Here is a 14,363-nt window from a genome sequence, read left to right on the forward strand (position 1 = left end):
ACATAACATTTATGTAACGAATGCTTAATAACTATTAAAAGACAAAAAGCTAAATGAGTTATTTAAAATACTTGAGGAACTCGTCCATCACTGGCAAATGGGCAAAATTTTCATGAGCCTCACCTAATACCACCCACTCATGTTTCGATTCTATACAAAAATTAAGCTTTAAGACTGGATTAAAAGGTTGTTCCAGCAGTCCAAGTGGTATCCACATATAGTTTGTACCATTAATTTTATTGGGTACTGGGGAACCACAACTACTACAAAATGATGAAGTAAAACCAGTTTCCTTTTTATAGCTCTTAATATATTGATTGCCTACCAACCAGTTAAACTGGCTATCTATTACCAAAGTCGCTGCATTCGCTCCCGTACCAGTTTGTTTACGACATAAGCTGCAATGACAGTGATAAACTGTTTTTATTTCACAAGATATAGAAAACCTGACTTGATTACATAAACAAGAACCGATGTTACTCATATAATGTATTTAATTCATTATTACTTAAGCTTTTAATAATGACTTTAAACGTTTGTTAAATATATATTTAAATTGTTTAATATAAAAAGAAATGCAATCATTTGATTTAAAACAAATTTTAAAAAAGATCTTGATATATAAAGCTTTTTTGTATTATAAGATAAAATATGACTTTAAATCACGCTTGAGTAATTAATAGTCATTGAAATATTGGGAATAAACCTTATATTGAGTACAGGTTCATACCTTTAACTGAGGAAAAGCTCATGAATAAATTATTGGTTGCAGTATTTACTGGAATGGTAAGCCTTGCCGGTTTCAGTGCTCAAGCTGCAACACCTGAGCAAGAATGTCAAAAATTGCAAGACGATTACAATTTGATTTATGCATCAAAAGGCTTTTGTTTTAAAGACCAAGATGCTAAAGAAAAATATGGTAATGAAAACTGTCATACGACTAAGCCAAAATTCTCTGATAAAGAGCAGCAACGTCTAGACGCAATTAAAGAACGTCAAAAAGAATTGAAGTGTAAATAGTATTTAAAGGAATAATACATGGCATATGATGATCAAAATATCTTCGCAAAAATTTTACGTGGAGAACTTCCAGCGATAAAACTCTATGAAGATGATCAAGTTCTAGCTTTTATGGATATTATGCCCCAAGCCGATGGTCATGCATTAGTTATTCCAAAAACTCCTGCAGAAACTTTACTTGATTTACCACCTGAAGCGGCAGCCTATACTATTCAGATTGTGCAAAAAATTGCTAAAGCAATGGAAACTGCATTGAATCTAGATGGAATTGTACTCATGCAATTGTCAGGTGCCGCAGCTGGACAAACCGTCCCTCATGTTCATTTTCACCTAATTCCTACAAATGTTCACCAACTAGGTAAACATGCTGCACAATTAGGAGATCAGGATAAAATCAAAGCATTAGCTGAAAAAATTAAAGAAGCACTTTGATTTTAAGAGATAAAAGCGGAGTTTAGACTCCGCTTTTTTTATTTAAAAAGTGTAATAAAAACAAGAATAAATAAAGTATTTCTAATTTTTAATTGTCATAAAACTGTCACTTCTTCTTCACTCCTTTGTCACAAAGTTTACAGATACTTCTTAGCAAGTTGGTGAGCTTCTGTAACTTTTTGTACACAAGTCAACTACAAAATAATTAGTTAACAGGCATATGCCATTTTTAAAATACTTTTGGAGAAATCTCAATGAAGAAATTGCTACTCGCTGCCGCAGTTGCAACTTTGAGCATAAACGCGGTGCAAGCAGCGCCAACTTTGTATGGCAAACTGAATGTTTCTATTAACCAAGTTGACAATAAAAATTTCGATGGGAAAAGTGACGTTACTGAAATTAACTCAAACGCTTCTCGCATTGGGGTAAAAGGCGAAGAAAAATTAACTGACAAGCTATCTGCTGTTTATTTAGCTGAGTGGGCAATTGCTACTGATGGTTCAGGTTCTGATAGCGACCTTAGCGCTCGTAACCGTTATATCGGTTTAAAAACTGATGGTGTTGGTACATTAAAAGTAGGTAAATACGATTCTTACTTTAAAACTGCTGCTGGTAATAACCAAGATATCTTTAATGACGATACACGTTTAGATATTACTAATATCATGTACGGTGAAAACCGTTTAGATAACGTAATTGGTTTTGAATTAGACCCTAAATTATTAGCTGGTGTAACTTTCAACATCATGGCTCAAACTGGTGAAAGTACTACTGATAATAAACCAGGCGAAACTGGTAAAGACAGTAAAAACAACGGTTTTGACTCTGTATCAACTGCACTTGGTTATGAAAACAAAGACCTTGGCTTAGCAGTTGCTGCTGCAGGTGACTTCGGTATTAAAGGTAAATATGCGGCTTACGGTCTAAAAGATATTTATACAGACGCTTACCGCGTAACAGGCTCTTATGACATCGCAAAAACAGGTCTTGTAATAGGTGCTTTATGGCAACACGCTGAACCTACTGATCAGTTAACTGCATATGGTCAAACATACAAAGCAGATGGAACAGTTGATAAAGCTGGTAAAGCTTACCGTGATTTACAAGAAGAAGCATATTCAATAACAGCTGCTTATAAAATCCCAAATACTAAACTTAAAGTGAAAGCAGAATATTCTTCTGCACAAACACAAGTAAGTGGTTTAGCAGATCGTACAATTGATTTGTACGGCGTAGGTCTTGATTACCAAATCAATAAACAAGCTCGTTTCTACGGTATTGTTGCTCAGCAAAAACGTGATTGGTTGAGTGATAACGACAAACAAACTGTTGTTGGTACTGGTATCGAATATAACTTCTAATCAGTTACATTCAATTCAGATATAAATAAAAGGGCTTCTGCCCTTTTATTTTATTGTACCAGCTAAAAAAGCCGATATAAAAATGATCGGCTTTTTTAATTTATATCTTATTTTAAAAAACCACTCACAAGATTCATGACATTTTGAATGTCTTGATTTGCCTCTTGATGGTCTGTATCAGCACCTTGTGGGGTAAGTGAATCAATCACTTTTGGTAGAACTGTCGCAATTGCACCATAAACTTGCTCTTTCGGAGCCTGAGCTTGCTCTGCAACTTGTTCAATATCTGCTGGATTAAAAAGACTTTGTAATTGCTGAGTCGGAACCTCACTATTACTTTGATTTGGGTCAACCCAACTTTGAACTTGATTGCCTAAACCAGCGCCTTTTAATTTTTCAAGTGCGGCCTGTAAACCACCTTGTTGTTGAACCCAACCTAAAATTAAAGGAACAACTGCAATTAATAAACTTTGTACCCCGCCACCTGCTTGAGGTGCGCTATTGTTCCCAGTCACTTGGCCTAATACCGAACCTAATACACCACCTAGACCACCTTGAGTACCAGAAGAAGTATTACCACCCATTTGTCCCAATACAGAACCTAAAATTCCACCTAAACCACCTTGACCTGATGCTTGCTGGTTCCCACCTAAAGCTTGCTGAGCCAAAACTTCTACAATATTGCTTAAATTTGTCATGAGTAACTCTTATGTATGGTTTATACACGAGCATACGCGTTTTTTTGTTAAGACAGCAAAAGCGAAATTGTTAAATTTTGAAAGAGATTAAATAGTCTTTTACCAACGAAATTTGTTCCAGTTTTCCGGGTTTGCCCAAAATTTTGAATTAAACCAGTCTGGAACATGTTTGTAGGTCAAGATATTAAATTGCCATAAAGCGAAATCACTATCATGTGAAGTTTTATCGATGAGTTGCGTGAACCCCAAAGAACGTAATAGCTGTTCATCACTGCGTTTGCTTACCACAACAATTCGTTTTGCTAATAAATCTCTTAACTTCACTAATAATTGTGATTTATGTACATCGCTAACGCTTTGCATTTCATCTGTATCAAACAATACAAAACCTAAATCATAACGCTGAGTAAAAGGCAGACTTAAAAGCTCAGTTACGGTAAAATAGTGCCATTGAATTGCGTTATTCTGGTCAATTTTCTGGCCAATACAAAGTGCAGTATGAATAGGCTGTTCGTTTGATAAATCGTCTAGCATAGAAGTGATGACATTTTGTTCAGCCATAACTGCAACCCTTAATTGAAAGATGTGAGTTTAAACTTTATGGAACTACAAGGCATTTGCCATAAAATGCATGCAGGCCTAAAAGATGCTAGTGTAACTGATCAACAGACAACCAAGGCAAATGTTGAATACAAATTTGTATTAGACCGTTCAGAAATTGATCTTCCTTTTAATTTAGGACAAGAACTAGAAATCGAATGGACAGGTAATATTTATTGCACATCTTGTGGCACCAAAACACCGAAGTCCTATTCTCAAGGTCACTGTTTTAAATGTTTTAAAACGAAAGCTGAGTGTGATCTTTGCATTATGAAACCTGAAACATGTCACTATCATTTAGGTACATGTCGTGAAGATGACTTTGCCCACAGTGTATGTTTCCAACCACATATTGTGTATTTGGCAAATTCAAGTGCTTTAAAAGTAGGAATTACCCGCGTTAGCCATATGCCAGGTCGCTGGCTAGATCAGGGAGCAACTCAGGCTTTACCTATTTTAAAAGTTGGATCACGTCGTTTATCTGGTCAACTTGAAACCATGTTTGGTTCCCTAATTGCTGATAAAACTGACTGGCGTAAACTTCTTAAAGGTGAAGCTGAACCTTTAAATATGGTTGAGCAACGTGATCAATTAATTGAAGAGTTTGCACCTAAAATTCAAACTATACGTGAAGAGTTTAGCCAAAATCTTGAATTTAACGAGACAGTTGAATTACTAGAAAATGAGTTACCGCGTGAGTTTGTTTACCCAGTTGAACAATATCCTGAAAAAATTAAGTCTCTAAACCTAGATAAAACACCAAAAATTCGTGGTGTATTACAAGGTATTAAAGGCCAATATTTAATTTTTGATATTGGTGTTATCAACATTCGTAAATATACGGGTTACGAACTGATCGTACGTGCATAAGTAGATTTAAAAAGCCCCTAAAAATGGGGCTTTTTCATTAATACGATTAAGATAATCTATTTCTAAATAGCCAAGCTGCTAAAGGTAAAGTGATCAGTCCAAGTATGATCATTGGAATAAAGTTAAATTTTACTTGTGCAAAACTTGCCCCCTCCAAATAAACCTTTTGTACTAAATTAATTCCAAATCTTAATGGGTTTGCGTAAGTCGCTATTTCAAGTGCTTTTGGCATATTTTCTACAGGTGTCAGTAAGCCTGAAAGCAACATCAAAGGCATAATTAGTAGAAACGTAAAAAGCATGGCTTGTTGCATATTTAAAGATAATGCCGAAATTGATAAGCCCACCCCAACTACAGCTACGTTAAAACTCAATAAACCAAAATAAAGCAGCCCAATAGAGCCATTCATGGGAATGTTAAACCAGAATAAAATGATCAATAAAATAATGGTTGATTGCATCAATCCGACAAAAATGGGTGGCAAGGCTTTACCAATCATAATTTGTAGTGGCGTATACGGTGTAACTAATAACTGATCAAACGTACCTTGTTCACGTTCACGCGCGACTGATAAAGCAGATAAAAGTAATGTCTGCATCATACTTAACGCCGCAATTAATGATGGCATTAAGCTCCAGCGAGACTCTTGATTTGGGTTATACCATGTTCTTGTTTCAAGACTAATCGGTAAACCTGAATTAAATTTTTGCTGATTAAACTGAGCAATTATTTTATTTAGATATGAACCAGCCGCAGCAGCAGTTGATGAGTTCCTGCCATCAACAATGACCTGTATAGGAGAACTCTGGTTATTATTTAATTTACTCTCAAAGTCAGAAGGAATCGTTAGCACAATCAATGCCTGACGGTTATCAATGACCTGTTTGATTTGATCAGTAGATTGAAGTGTTGCGACACGCTTAAAAATACCGGAACCATCCAATTTTGAGATTAGCTCATGTGAGGCCTGGCCGTTGCTCTGATCTAAAATTGCATAATCCACACGGTTAACATCATAAGTGGCAGCATAACCAAACAAAAGCGCCTGCATTAGAGCGGGTACAAATAAAATAACTCTATTTGCAGGATCACTAAAAATGGTTAAGAATTCTTTTTTGACCAAAAAACTTAAATGTTTCAGCCAAGTGATTAGTTGCTGCCACATCTCTTTATCTCAACCGTTTTCTTAGTGAAAAGTTCACAGCACATATCAAAACAACGATATATACCAATAAAATACTGCACTCTTTAAGCCATAACGTCCAATCATCCCCTCCCATAAAGAGGGTTTTAATTAAAATCATAAAATGCGTAGCGGGAAGTAGTTGGCTAATAATTTGCACGACCAAAGGTAAGTTGCGGGTATCAAAAACAAATCCTGAAAGCATGAGTGCAGGCATAAAACTTGCCAATAAAGCAATTTGACTTGCCTGAAACTGACTTTGAGCAAAGCCTGATATAGTTAGACCAAGTAATAACGAGACAATTAAATATAAAAATGAAGCCGATAAAATTGAGAATAATGAACCGCGCATAGGCACTTCAAAAATAAAATACGCAGCAATAAGACAAATCACGATATCGATCATACCAACCACAACATAAGGAATGAGCTTGGCCAATACAATTTCAAATGGTCGTACAGGTGTAACGAATAAAGCTTCTAGAGTTCCGCGTTCCCTTTCACGAGCAATAAGTAATCCCGTTAAAAATGCACCGATTAAAGTTAGAATGAGTACCATTAAACCCGGCACTAAAAACCACGTGCTGTTGCCTGATTCGTTAAACCATATCCGTTGTTCAATATTAACGGCGCTTGAAGTTGCTACTATTGGACTACGATCCATCTGTATAGACGGTTCGGTTGCCAAAGCACCTGCGACATATCCCTCTAAAGCTGTTGCTATAGTGGTTGATCTACCATTTAATAACAGTTGAACCTTTGCGTTACCTTGTTGTGCCTGACTCACAAAATCTGATGGGAAGTGCAAAATCGCATCAATTTTTCCATCTCGAATAGCTTGCTCTGCTTCAGGAAAATTATGGAACTCTTGACTCGTTAAATACCGCGAGCCACTTAAACCCGTTAAAACCTGATTGATCTGTGGTGAAGGTTGATCAACTACCACACCAACACGTGCCTGATTTAAGTCAAATGACAGCCCATAACCAAACAGTAAAATTAAAATAACAGGTAAAACGAGTCCAATCCCGAGGCTGCTTTTATCACGAATGAGCTGCTTCGTTTCTTTACGAACTAATGCCGTCAATCGATTCCAAAATCCAAAGCTCATTGTAGACCTCCTAAACAGCATGCCTTAATGCACGTGCTTGCTCCACAATTGCAATAAAAGCCTCATTCATGTCACCAATATATTTATCTTTACTTGCTAATTTACGTACTTGTTGTGGTGAACCTAAGGCTAATAATTTTCCAGCATCCTGTATGGCAATGCGGTCACAGTACTCCGCTTCTTCCATAAAATGCGTGGTAATAATGATGGTAATGCCCTGATTTGCGAGCTCACCAATCGCGTACCAAAATGAACGCCGTGCAAGCGGGTCAATACCGCTCGTGGGTTCATCTAAAAACAAAATTTCTGGCTCATGTAGCAATGCAGCAGCCATAGATAACCGTTGTTTATAGCCACCGGGTAAATCACCGCTTTTACTATGCGGCTTTAAATCGTATTGCTGTAATACTTTATCAATTTGTTGCGTTAGTTTTTTGCCTGATAACCCATAAGCTCCACCAAAAAACTTCAAGTTTTCCAAGACTGTTAAATTGCTATACAGTGCAAATTTTTGAGACACATATCCTACTTTGCCTCTTGCCTCAGCACGAGCTGTCCGTAAGTTTTTACCAGCAACCTCTAGATAACCACTACTTGCTGGTAATAACCCACATAACATCCGAAATGTAGTCGTTTTACCCGCTCCATTTGGCCCTAATAATCCAAAAATTTCACCGCGCTGCACATCAAATGAAGTATTGGCAACAGCGGTAAAGTTTCCAAAAGTTCTAACTAAATCTTTAACTACAATAACAGGATGATCAGATTTCAACTTATCATTTTGTTCTAATGTAAAAGCCCCCTCAGAGCTGGAAATTTGGTTCTGTTCTTTTTGATTTTGCTGTAACAACATCATAAACGCATCTTCGAGCTCAGGTGGTCGTGCATTGGCTTTTAGCCCGTCAGGTAAAGTATTGGCTGATAGCACTTTTTGACGACTAATAAAGTTTACTTGTTCACCTTTTGGTACAGCATCAATAATCTGTATATGGTTATCAAGTAGTTGAGCTTGTAAGGTCCGAGCTTTAATTTGCTCTGAAGGTTTTATATTCCATGTTTGTCCACTTACTATTTCTTTTAATTGTTCAGGTGAGCCTTGTTTTAAAATTTTTCCCTCATGCATGATATATACTTGGGTACACTTTTCTGCTTCATCCATATAAGCAGTACTTATAATTACGGTTAAATTTTCGTCCTGAACAAGTTGTTCAATAATGATCCATAAATCTCGTCTTGATAAAGGGTCCACTCCAACACTAGGCTCATCAAGTAAAAGTAGCTCTGGAGAACGAACCAAAGTACATGCCAGTCCTAGTTTCTGTTTCATTCCACCAGAAAGCTGTCCTGCTAGACGCTCAGTAAATTGAGTAAGATCCGTTATTTCTAATAAACGTTTAAATCTTTGATCACGAACATCCTTTGAAACGCCGTGTAAGTCAGCATATAACTCTAAATTCTCTTGTACACTTAAGTCTTCATATAATCCAAAACGTTGTGGCATATAACTAATACGGTCTTGCACAGCTTGTGGATATTTTTCAATATCAAACCCAAGTACATGAAGAGAACCAGATGTCGGTTTATATAGCCCTGCAATTAATCGTAATAAAGTTGTTTTTCCCGCACCGTCGGGACCGACTAAAGCAGTAAGTTCTCCTTTATTGATCTGTATATTCAAATCACTAATTGCAATAACTTCTGCTGCCTTTTTATTTTCAGCCTTAAATGTCATGGCTAAATTATGCGCGTTAACTACTGTCTTTTCATCTGTCATGGGCATTCTCACCTGAAGTAAGTGGAACTTTGACCGTCACTGGCTGACCCATTTTTAATTGATCATTTGGATCGTTTACATATACTCGGACTTCATAAACCAATGTTGTTCTAATTTCTTCAGTCTGCACTGTTTTAGGAGTGAATTCAGCAACTGAAGATATATAACCAATTTTTCCATTGATGGGTTGGTTCGGATCAGAGTCACGAATAACTTGAGCCTTAGCTCCCATCTTAATTGAACTTAAATCTTGTTCATTTACATATACCCGTACCCATTTGGGGTCAGTCAAAGCCAACGTATAAACGGCCTTTTGCGCAGTTGTCATATCGCCCACTTCTTGTAACCGTGCCCGTACCACTGCATTTACAGGAGACTTTAGTTCAGCTTGGGTAAGGTTATAATTAATTAAATCTAAATTAGCCTTCGTCACTTCATATTGTGCTTTAGTCGCTTCACGATCTTCTTTTCTGGCACCTTTAATGATTAACTCTAAATTAGCTTGTCTTTCACGAACTGCTGCTTCAGCACTATGTTGATTACTTTTGGCATAATCTAACTCTTGTTGACTTATAGCACGGCCATCAGTACTGCTTACCAAGATCTGTAAGCGTTGTAAATTTTTATTGGCTTTATCTAAGTCAGCTTGAGTAGAGGCGAGTTGGGCTTTTGCTTGGTTAATTTCTTCAGGACGAGCCCCTACCTCTTGTTTAACAATTGCCTCTTGTTGGGCTTTAAGTTGTGCTTGAGCTTGCTTTGCTTGAATTTGTAATGCATTGGTATTAAGGGTGGCTAATAATTGCCCCTCTTTAACCTTGTCACCTTCTTGAACTAAGAGTTTTTGAATACGCCCAGATTGTTCAAATGCAAGTGAAACTTGGCGAATATCCACATTCCCATATAAAGTTAAATTATTATCTAATTGTTTTTTAGTAGTATATTTCCATGCCCAAAAGCTGATGACAACCGCAGCTATAACAACTAAGACGATGGCAATCACTTTTTTATTCATCTTATTGGCCTTCTTATTAAATTCAAATTTTTATTAGTTTAAATTCAATTTAAATTTAAATTACTCCAATCTTTGAATAAAAGATATACTTTTATGGTGAATTAAATTTAGGGTTAAATATGTCCAGATCTAGACGAAGTGATGGTGACTTAACCAAGTCTAAAATTATTGAGGCAGCAGGACCTTTAATCGCTCAATATGGTTTTGCAAAAACAGCGAACAAAACAATTGCCAACGCTGCAAATGTCGATTTAGCTGCTATTAATTATCACTTTGACGGACGTGAGGGTTTGTATCAAGCTGTATTAATAGAAGCTCACACTCATTATCTGGATGAAAAATACCTACTAGAACTGGTTGAAAGTACTTACTCTTCCGAAGATAAATTAAGTTTATTACTTGAGACATTACTGCATAAATTAACTGAAAAAGATGTTTGGCATGGCAAAGTCTTTATTCGTGAACTGTTTTCTCCTTCTGAACATTTATTAAATTTTATTGAACATACAGGTATGAGAAAATTTTTTATTATTCGAAAACTGATTAGCCAAGTAGCTGGCCTAGATGAAAATGATCCAGCTGTTTTACCGTGTATTTTAAGTGTTATGACGCCTTGTATGATGCTCATTATAGCAGGGCCAAATGCTCAAGCACCTGAGCCCCTTAAGAATATTGCTCAGATGCCTTTACATGATTTAGTTGAACATTTTAAAAAATTTTCATTAGCTGGTTTAAAAGCAATTAGCCAATCAAATCTTAAAAATTAGCTATTTAAGCATTGTAAAATTGCTTGAACTGGATCTTCTGTATTTCCAGAGATAAGCTGTTTATGCATAGTTAAATGTTGCATCACTTGAATTTGAGCAGTTTCCACATTCATCAGTTTCTCTATTTCAGCTGCTAAATTTTCTGGTGTCGCATCTGTTTGAATCAGCTCTTCAATGACTTTCTTACCTGCAATAATGTTCGGCAAAGAATAATAAGGAATTTTCACCAAAAGCTTAGCAATAAAATAAGTTAACCAATGCAATTTATAGAAAGTGACCATGGGTCTATGCATAAGCATGGCTTCTAATGTCGCCGTTCCAGAAGCTAACGCGATAATATCACTCGCGTTCATAACCATACGGCCAACTTTAGACTCACTCTCTGTATTTTCTAAAATATGAATTACAGTTTTCAAATTAGGCGCTAATTGTTCAATACCTTGTTCAATCTGTTGCTTACGAGCATCATTAATTGCGGGAATTAAAAATTGAATGTCTGGATATTTCTTATGCAGGATATTGGCTGTTTCAAGCAACATAGGCAAAAGTCGCTCTACCTCACCTTTTCGACTACCTGGTAACAAAGCAATATGTTTTTGATTTTCATTAAGACCCAATTGCTGTTTGGCAATTTGAATTGGATTTTGAAGGGGTAATTGTTTAGCTAATGGATGTCCTACAAATGCTGCTGGAACTTCATATCGTTCATAAAAAACTTTTTCAAAAGGAAATAAGCACAGCACTAAGTCTATACTTTGTTTAATGCCATGAACACGTCCTTGACGCCATGCCCAAACGGATGGACTTACATATTGAACTGTTTTTATAGGGAGATTTTTTTCTTTAATACTTTTAGAAAGTCGAAGGTTAAAATCTGGTGCATCAATACCGATAAAAATATCAACTGGATGTTGAGTCCATTGATTAATTAGGCCATCTCGTACAGCAAATAGTTTTTTTAGATCTTTTAATACTTCAACAATCCCCATCACAGAAAGAGTTTCCATCGGGTAATAACTGCTAAAGCCTTCAGCAATCATTTGAGGTCCACCAATTCCCTCAAATTCGGCATCGATTCCCTGTTCACGAAAACTGCGCATGAGTTTTACGCCAAGCGTATCTCCAGAAACTTCTCCAACCACAATGCCTATTTTAAGTTTTCGGTTTACCAAGGCAATTTACCTAAAAATTTGAAATAATGCATTCTAGCATAGTGGCTTATCAATCTTGAACTTGCTATATGCATACTCACTACAACAGACCACTACCTACCCTAATCTAAAATTACATTCATTCACTATTTTTTAATCTAAATTAACAATGTTATTTGAATTGTAGCTTACATTTACAAACAATAGAATAAATGAGAATTATTTGCATTATATTTACCATTATGAATATCCCACCTCGACCATTTAAGCTCTCTGTTATCGCCTGCGCGATTTGCTATGCAAATCTCACTTATGCTCAAGACACAGATGTACAATCTTTGCAGACTATTCAAGTTAAAGCGACAAACGCCGAGCAGAATTCTGAACAGACCAAAGCATATACTGTTAAAAACTCAAGTAGCGCAACCAAGCTTAATATAGAAGCGAAAGAAACGCCCCAAACCATTAATGTGGTTACTCGTCAGCAAATTGAAGACTTTGGCCTTACCAGCACCCGTGATGTTTTAAAAAACACCCCAGGCGTAACAGTGACCAATCAAGAAACTGAACGCACTACTTACATGGCTCGTGGTTTTGAGATTTCAAATATTTTAACTGACGGCGTAGGTTTTCCCCTTTCAGGTTATAACTATAACAACACGAATCCCGATACTTATTTTTATGACCGTGTAGAAGTTGTAAAAGGTGCCGACTCTTTAACTAATGCATTTGGTGACCCAAGTGCAACTATCAACAATATTCGAAAGCGACCAACTCAAGAGTTTCAAGCGAGCGGTGGTGTAAGTTATGGGTCTTGGGATACTCAGCGTTATGAAGCAGATGTATCTGGCTCAATTTTACCGAGTGGAAAAGTACGTGGCCGTATTATGGGCTACGAGCAAACTGGTGATTCTTATCTTGACCGATATTCTTCAGAAAAAAATGGATTTGCTGGCGTTATTGAAGCAGATTTAACAGATACCACGTTACTTACCGTAGGTTACAGCCAAGAAAAAAATAAACCTAATGCAAACAACTGGGGTGCTCTACCCTTGCTTGATGCCAATGGCAAACAAATTTCTTATGATCGCTCATATAACCCAAACCCTGACTGGGCACATTGGGATAGTGAAACACAAAATGCCTTTGCTGAATTAAAACAAAAAATTAATGATCAATGGACAGCTAAGCTGACTTATAACTATCTTAATAACAAACATGATAGTCGTCTCCTTTACTATTATGGCTATCCCAAAGCTGATGGTTCAGGCGTATCTTTAACACCATGGGGTGGTCAGGAACATCAAGAACAGCACGCAGTTGATTTTAATATTGAAGGAACTTACAAACTTTTTAATCGAGAACATGAAGCAACTTTGGGTTATAACTATGTCCGTAGTCGTCAGCACGATAAACAATCTACCGGAACAATTAACGACAGTAATGTGATCAACTCAACCACTACAAATTGGGCAAGTTGGACACCTCAATCTATCACGTGGTCAGATTTCACAGAAGCTGCAAACTATACGCAAAATATAGATTCAATCTACGCTGCTACACGCTTACATCTCAATGAAGATTTAAAACTTTTACTTGGTGCAAACTACGTGAGAGCCGAAAGTAAAGGCGAAAGCTATGGTTCACCAATGGCATATAGTGAAAGTAAAGTTTCACCTTATGCAGGCCTAACCTATAACTTTACGCCTGAATATACAGGCTATATGAGTTATACCTCAATTTTCCGTCCACAAACTGGTATTGACCAAGATACCAATCAGGCTTTAAAACCGGTTGAGGGTAAAAGCTATGAAATGGGTGTAAAAAGCTCATGGCTAGATGATCGTTTAACAGGCACTTTTTCGGTATTTAAAACTGAGCAAAATAATTATCCTCTACGGAACTCAGATGGAAACCCACTTAACCGAAAAGTACCAACCAGTGATTTAGAATCACAAGGCGTAGAAGTTGGTTTATCAGGTCAAATTACTGATAACGTCAATCTTGCTTTTGGCTATGCTCAATTTAGTATTAAAGATCTTAAAAATGGCGGCGAAGCGAGAACGTATAATCCGAGCCAAACCCTTAACTTGCTGACTACTTATACACCAACAGTTTTACCTAAGCTGAAAGTTGGTGCAGGCTTACAATGGCAAGATGGAATAAAGCTATATGACTCAACTGCAAATAGCACCATCAAACAAGATGCTTATGCCTTAGTCAATTTAATGGCAAGCTACGAAGTGAATAATCATATTACGCTTCAAGCAAACGGGAATAACATTTTCGACAAGAAGTATTTATACAGTTTCCCTAATGGCCAAGGCTTTTATGGGCCCTCGGCCAACTATACAGTTGCTGTAAAGTTTAAATATTAATACCCT

14 protein-coding genes are annotated in these 14,363 nt (G+C 36.7%); 6 read left to right on the forward strand and 8 right to left on the reverse strand.

Going from position 1 to position 14,363, the window contains the following annotated elements; translation table 11 throughout:
- Positions 1-58: 58 nt before the first annotated feature.
- Positions 59-484, reverse strand: a complete 426-nt coding sequence (locus ABLB96_RS12170; protein ID WP_348897090.1) for a GFA family protein — start codon at positions 482-484, stop codon at positions 59-61.
- Positions 485-750: 266 nt separating this feature from the next.
- Between ABLB96_RS12170 and ABLB96_RS12175 the strand changes: the two genes are divergently transcribed.
- The 3 genes from ABLB96_RS12175 (at position 751) to ABLB96_RS12185 (ending at position 2,813) form a co-directional block, all read left to right on the forward strand.
- A complete protein-coding gene (locus ABLB96_RS12175) occupies positions 751-1,020 on the forward strand; it encodes a YARHG domain-containing protein (protein ID WP_004701840.1) in 270 nt (89 codons plus the stop codon).
- An 18-nt stretch (positions 1,021-1,038) separates the two neighbouring features.
- Positions 1,039-1,452 (forward strand): HIT family protein, encoded by a 414-nt coding sequence (locus ABLB96_RS12180; protein ID WP_348897091.1) that lies wholly within the window; start codon positions 1,039-1,041, stop codon positions 1,450-1,452.
- Positions 1,453-1,706: 254 nt separating this feature from the next.
- A complete protein-coding gene (locus tag ABLB96_RS12185) occupies positions 1,707-2,813 on the forward strand; it encodes a porin (protein ID WP_348897092.1) in 1,107 nt (368 codons plus the stop codon).
- Positions 2,814-2,920: 107 nt separating this feature from the next.
- Here ABLB96_RS12185 and ABLB96_RS12190 read toward each other — a convergent pair whose 3' ends face one another.
- Positions 2,921-3,511 (reverse strand): YidB family protein, encoded by a 591-nt coding sequence (locus tag ABLB96_RS12190; RefSeq protein WP_348897093.1) that lies wholly within the window; start codon positions 3,509-3,511, stop codon positions 2,921-2,923.
- Positions 3,512-3,610: 99 nt separating this feature from the next.
- Positions 3,611-4,072: a DUF6231 family protein gene (locus tag ABLB96_RS12195; protein ID WP_002049924.1), complete on the reverse strand. Its 462-nt coding sequence runs from the start codon at positions 4,070-4,072 to the stop codon at positions 3,611-3,613.
- A gap of 39 nt (positions 4,073-4,111) precedes the next feature.
- On the opposite strand from ABLB96_RS12195, the gene ABLB96_RS12200 reads away from it, so the two are divergent.
- Positions 4,112-4,981 carry a DUF2797 domain-containing protein gene (locus ABLB96_RS12200; RefSeq protein ID WP_004708933.1) on the forward strand — a complete coding sequence of 290 codons (870 nt, stop codon included), beginning with the start codon at positions 4,112-4,114 and terminating at the stop codon, positions 4,979-4,981.
- Positions 4,982-5,027: 46 nt separating this feature from the next.
- Here the strand turns inward: ABLB96_RS12200 and ABLB96_RS12205 are convergent, their stop codons facing one another.
- Genes ABLB96_RS12205 through ABLB96_RS12220 form a run of 4 tightly spaced genes read right to left on the reverse strand, consistent with a single transcriptional unit; the run spans position 5,028 to position 10,061 of the window.
- Positions 5,028-6,146 carry an ABC transporter permease gene (locus ABLB96_RS12205; RefSeq protein WP_348897094.1) on the reverse strand — a complete coding sequence of 373 codons (1,119 nt, stop codon included), beginning with the start codon at positions 6,144-6,146 and terminating at the stop codon, positions 5,028-5,030.
- 4 nt (positions 6,147-6,150) lie between these two features.
- Complete coding sequence (locus tag ABLB96_RS12210; protein WP_348897095.1) at positions 6,151-7,275, reverse strand: ABC transporter permease; 1,125 nt, start codon at positions 7,273-7,275, stop codon at positions 6,151-6,153.
- A 10-nt stretch (positions 7,276-7,285) separates the two neighbouring features.
- Entirely contained in the window at positions 7,286-9,049 is a 1,764-nt protein-coding gene (locus tag ABLB96_RS12215) for an ATP-binding cassette domain-containing protein (RefSeq protein ID WP_348897096.1), read from the reverse strand.
- The gene (locus tag ABLB96_RS12220) at positions 9,039-10,061 is read right to left on the reverse strand and encodes an HlyD family efflux transporter periplasmic adaptor subunit (protein ID WP_348897097.1); all 1,023 of its coding nucleotides are present in this window, start codon (positions 10,059-10,061) and stop codon (positions 9,039-9,041) included. The genes ABLB96_RS12215 and ABLB96_RS12220 overlap by 11 nt, the downstream gene beginning before the upstream one ends.
- 119 nt (positions 10,062-10,180) lie before the next feature.
- Between ABLB96_RS12220 and ABLB96_RS12225 the strand changes: the two genes are divergently transcribed.
- The gene (locus tag ABLB96_RS12225; RefSeq protein ID WP_348897098.1) at positions 10,181-10,828 is read left to right on the forward strand and encodes a CerR family C-terminal domain-containing protein; all 648 of its coding nucleotides are present in this window, start codon (positions 10,181-10,183) and stop codon (positions 10,826-10,828) included.
- On the opposite strand, the gene lpxB is transcribed toward ABLB96_RS12225, so the two are convergent.
- Positions 10,825-12,000: a lipid-A-disaccharide synthase gene (gene lpxB, locus ABLB96_RS12230; protein WP_348897099.1), complete on the reverse strand. Its 1,176-nt coding sequence runs from the start codon at positions 11,998-12,000 to the stop codon at positions 10,825-10,827. The genes ABLB96_RS12225 and lpxB overlap by 4 nt on opposite strands.
- Positions 12,001-12,221: 221 nt before the next feature.
- Between lpxB and ABLB96_RS12235 the strand changes: the two genes are divergently transcribed.
- Positions 12,222-14,357 carry a TonB-dependent siderophore receptor gene (locus ABLB96_RS12235; RefSeq protein WP_348897100.1) on the forward strand — a complete coding sequence of 712 codons (2,136 nt, stop codon included), beginning with the start codon at positions 12,222-12,224 and terminating at the stop codon, positions 14,355-14,357.
- Positions 14,358-14,363 lie beyond the last annotated feature (6 nt).

Origin of the sequence: Acinetobacter sp. XH1741 (assembly GCF_041021895.1) — a bacterium.
GTDB lineage: Bacteria > Pseudomonadota > Gammaproteobacteria > Pseudomonadales > Moraxellaceae > Acinetobacter.

Coding starts and splice junctions, on each gene's coding strand:
- ABLB96_RS12170 (WP_348897090.1), bottom strand. CDS start 484: ATGAGTAACATCGGTTCTTGTTTATGTAATCAAGTCAGGTTTTCTATA.
- ABLB96_RS12175 (WP_004701840.1), top strand. CDS start 751: ATGAATAAATTATTGGTTGCAGTATTTACTGGAATGGTAAGCCTTGCC.
- ABLB96_RS12180 (WP_348897091.1), top strand. CDS start 1,039: ATGGCATATGATGATCAAAATATCTTCGCAAAAATTTTACGTGGAGAA.
- ABLB96_RS12185 (WP_348897092.1), top strand. CDS start 1,707: ATGAAGAAATTGCTACTCGCTGCCGCAGTTGCAACTTTGAGCATAAAC.
- ABLB96_RS12190 (WP_348897093.1), bottom strand. CDS start 3,511: ATGACAAATTTAAGCAATATTGTAGAAGTTTTGGCTCAGCAAGCTTTA.
- ABLB96_RS12195 (WP_002049924.1), bottom strand. CDS start 4,072: ATGGCTGAACAAAATGTCATCACTTCTATGCTAGACGATTTATCAAAC.
- ABLB96_RS12200 (WP_004708933.1), top strand. CDS start 4,112: ATGGAACTACAAGGCATTTGCCATAAAATGCATGCAGGCCTAAAAGAT.
- ABLB96_RS12205 (WP_348897094.1), bottom strand. CDS start 6,146: ATGTGGCAGCAACTAATCACTTGGCTGAAACATTTAAGTTTTTTGGTC.
- ABLB96_RS12210 (WP_348897095.1), bottom strand. CDS start 7,275: ATGAGCTTTGGATTTTGGAATCGATTGACGGCATTAGTTCGTAAAGAA.
- ABLB96_RS12215 (WP_348897096.1), bottom strand. CDS start 9,049: ATGACAGATGAAAAGACAGTAGTTAACGCGCATAATTTAGCCATGACA.
- ABLB96_RS12220 (WP_348897097.1), bottom strand. CDS start 10,061: ATGAATAAAAAAGTGATTGCCATCGTCTTAGTTGTTATAGCTGCGGTT.
- ABLB96_RS12225 (WP_348897098.1), top strand. CDS start 10,181: ATGTCCAGATCTAGACGAAGTGATGGTGACTTAACCAAGTCTAAAATT.
- ABLB96_RS12235 (WP_348897100.1), top strand. CDS start 12,222: ATGAATATCCCACCTCGACCATTTAAGCTCTCTGTTATCGCCTGCGCG.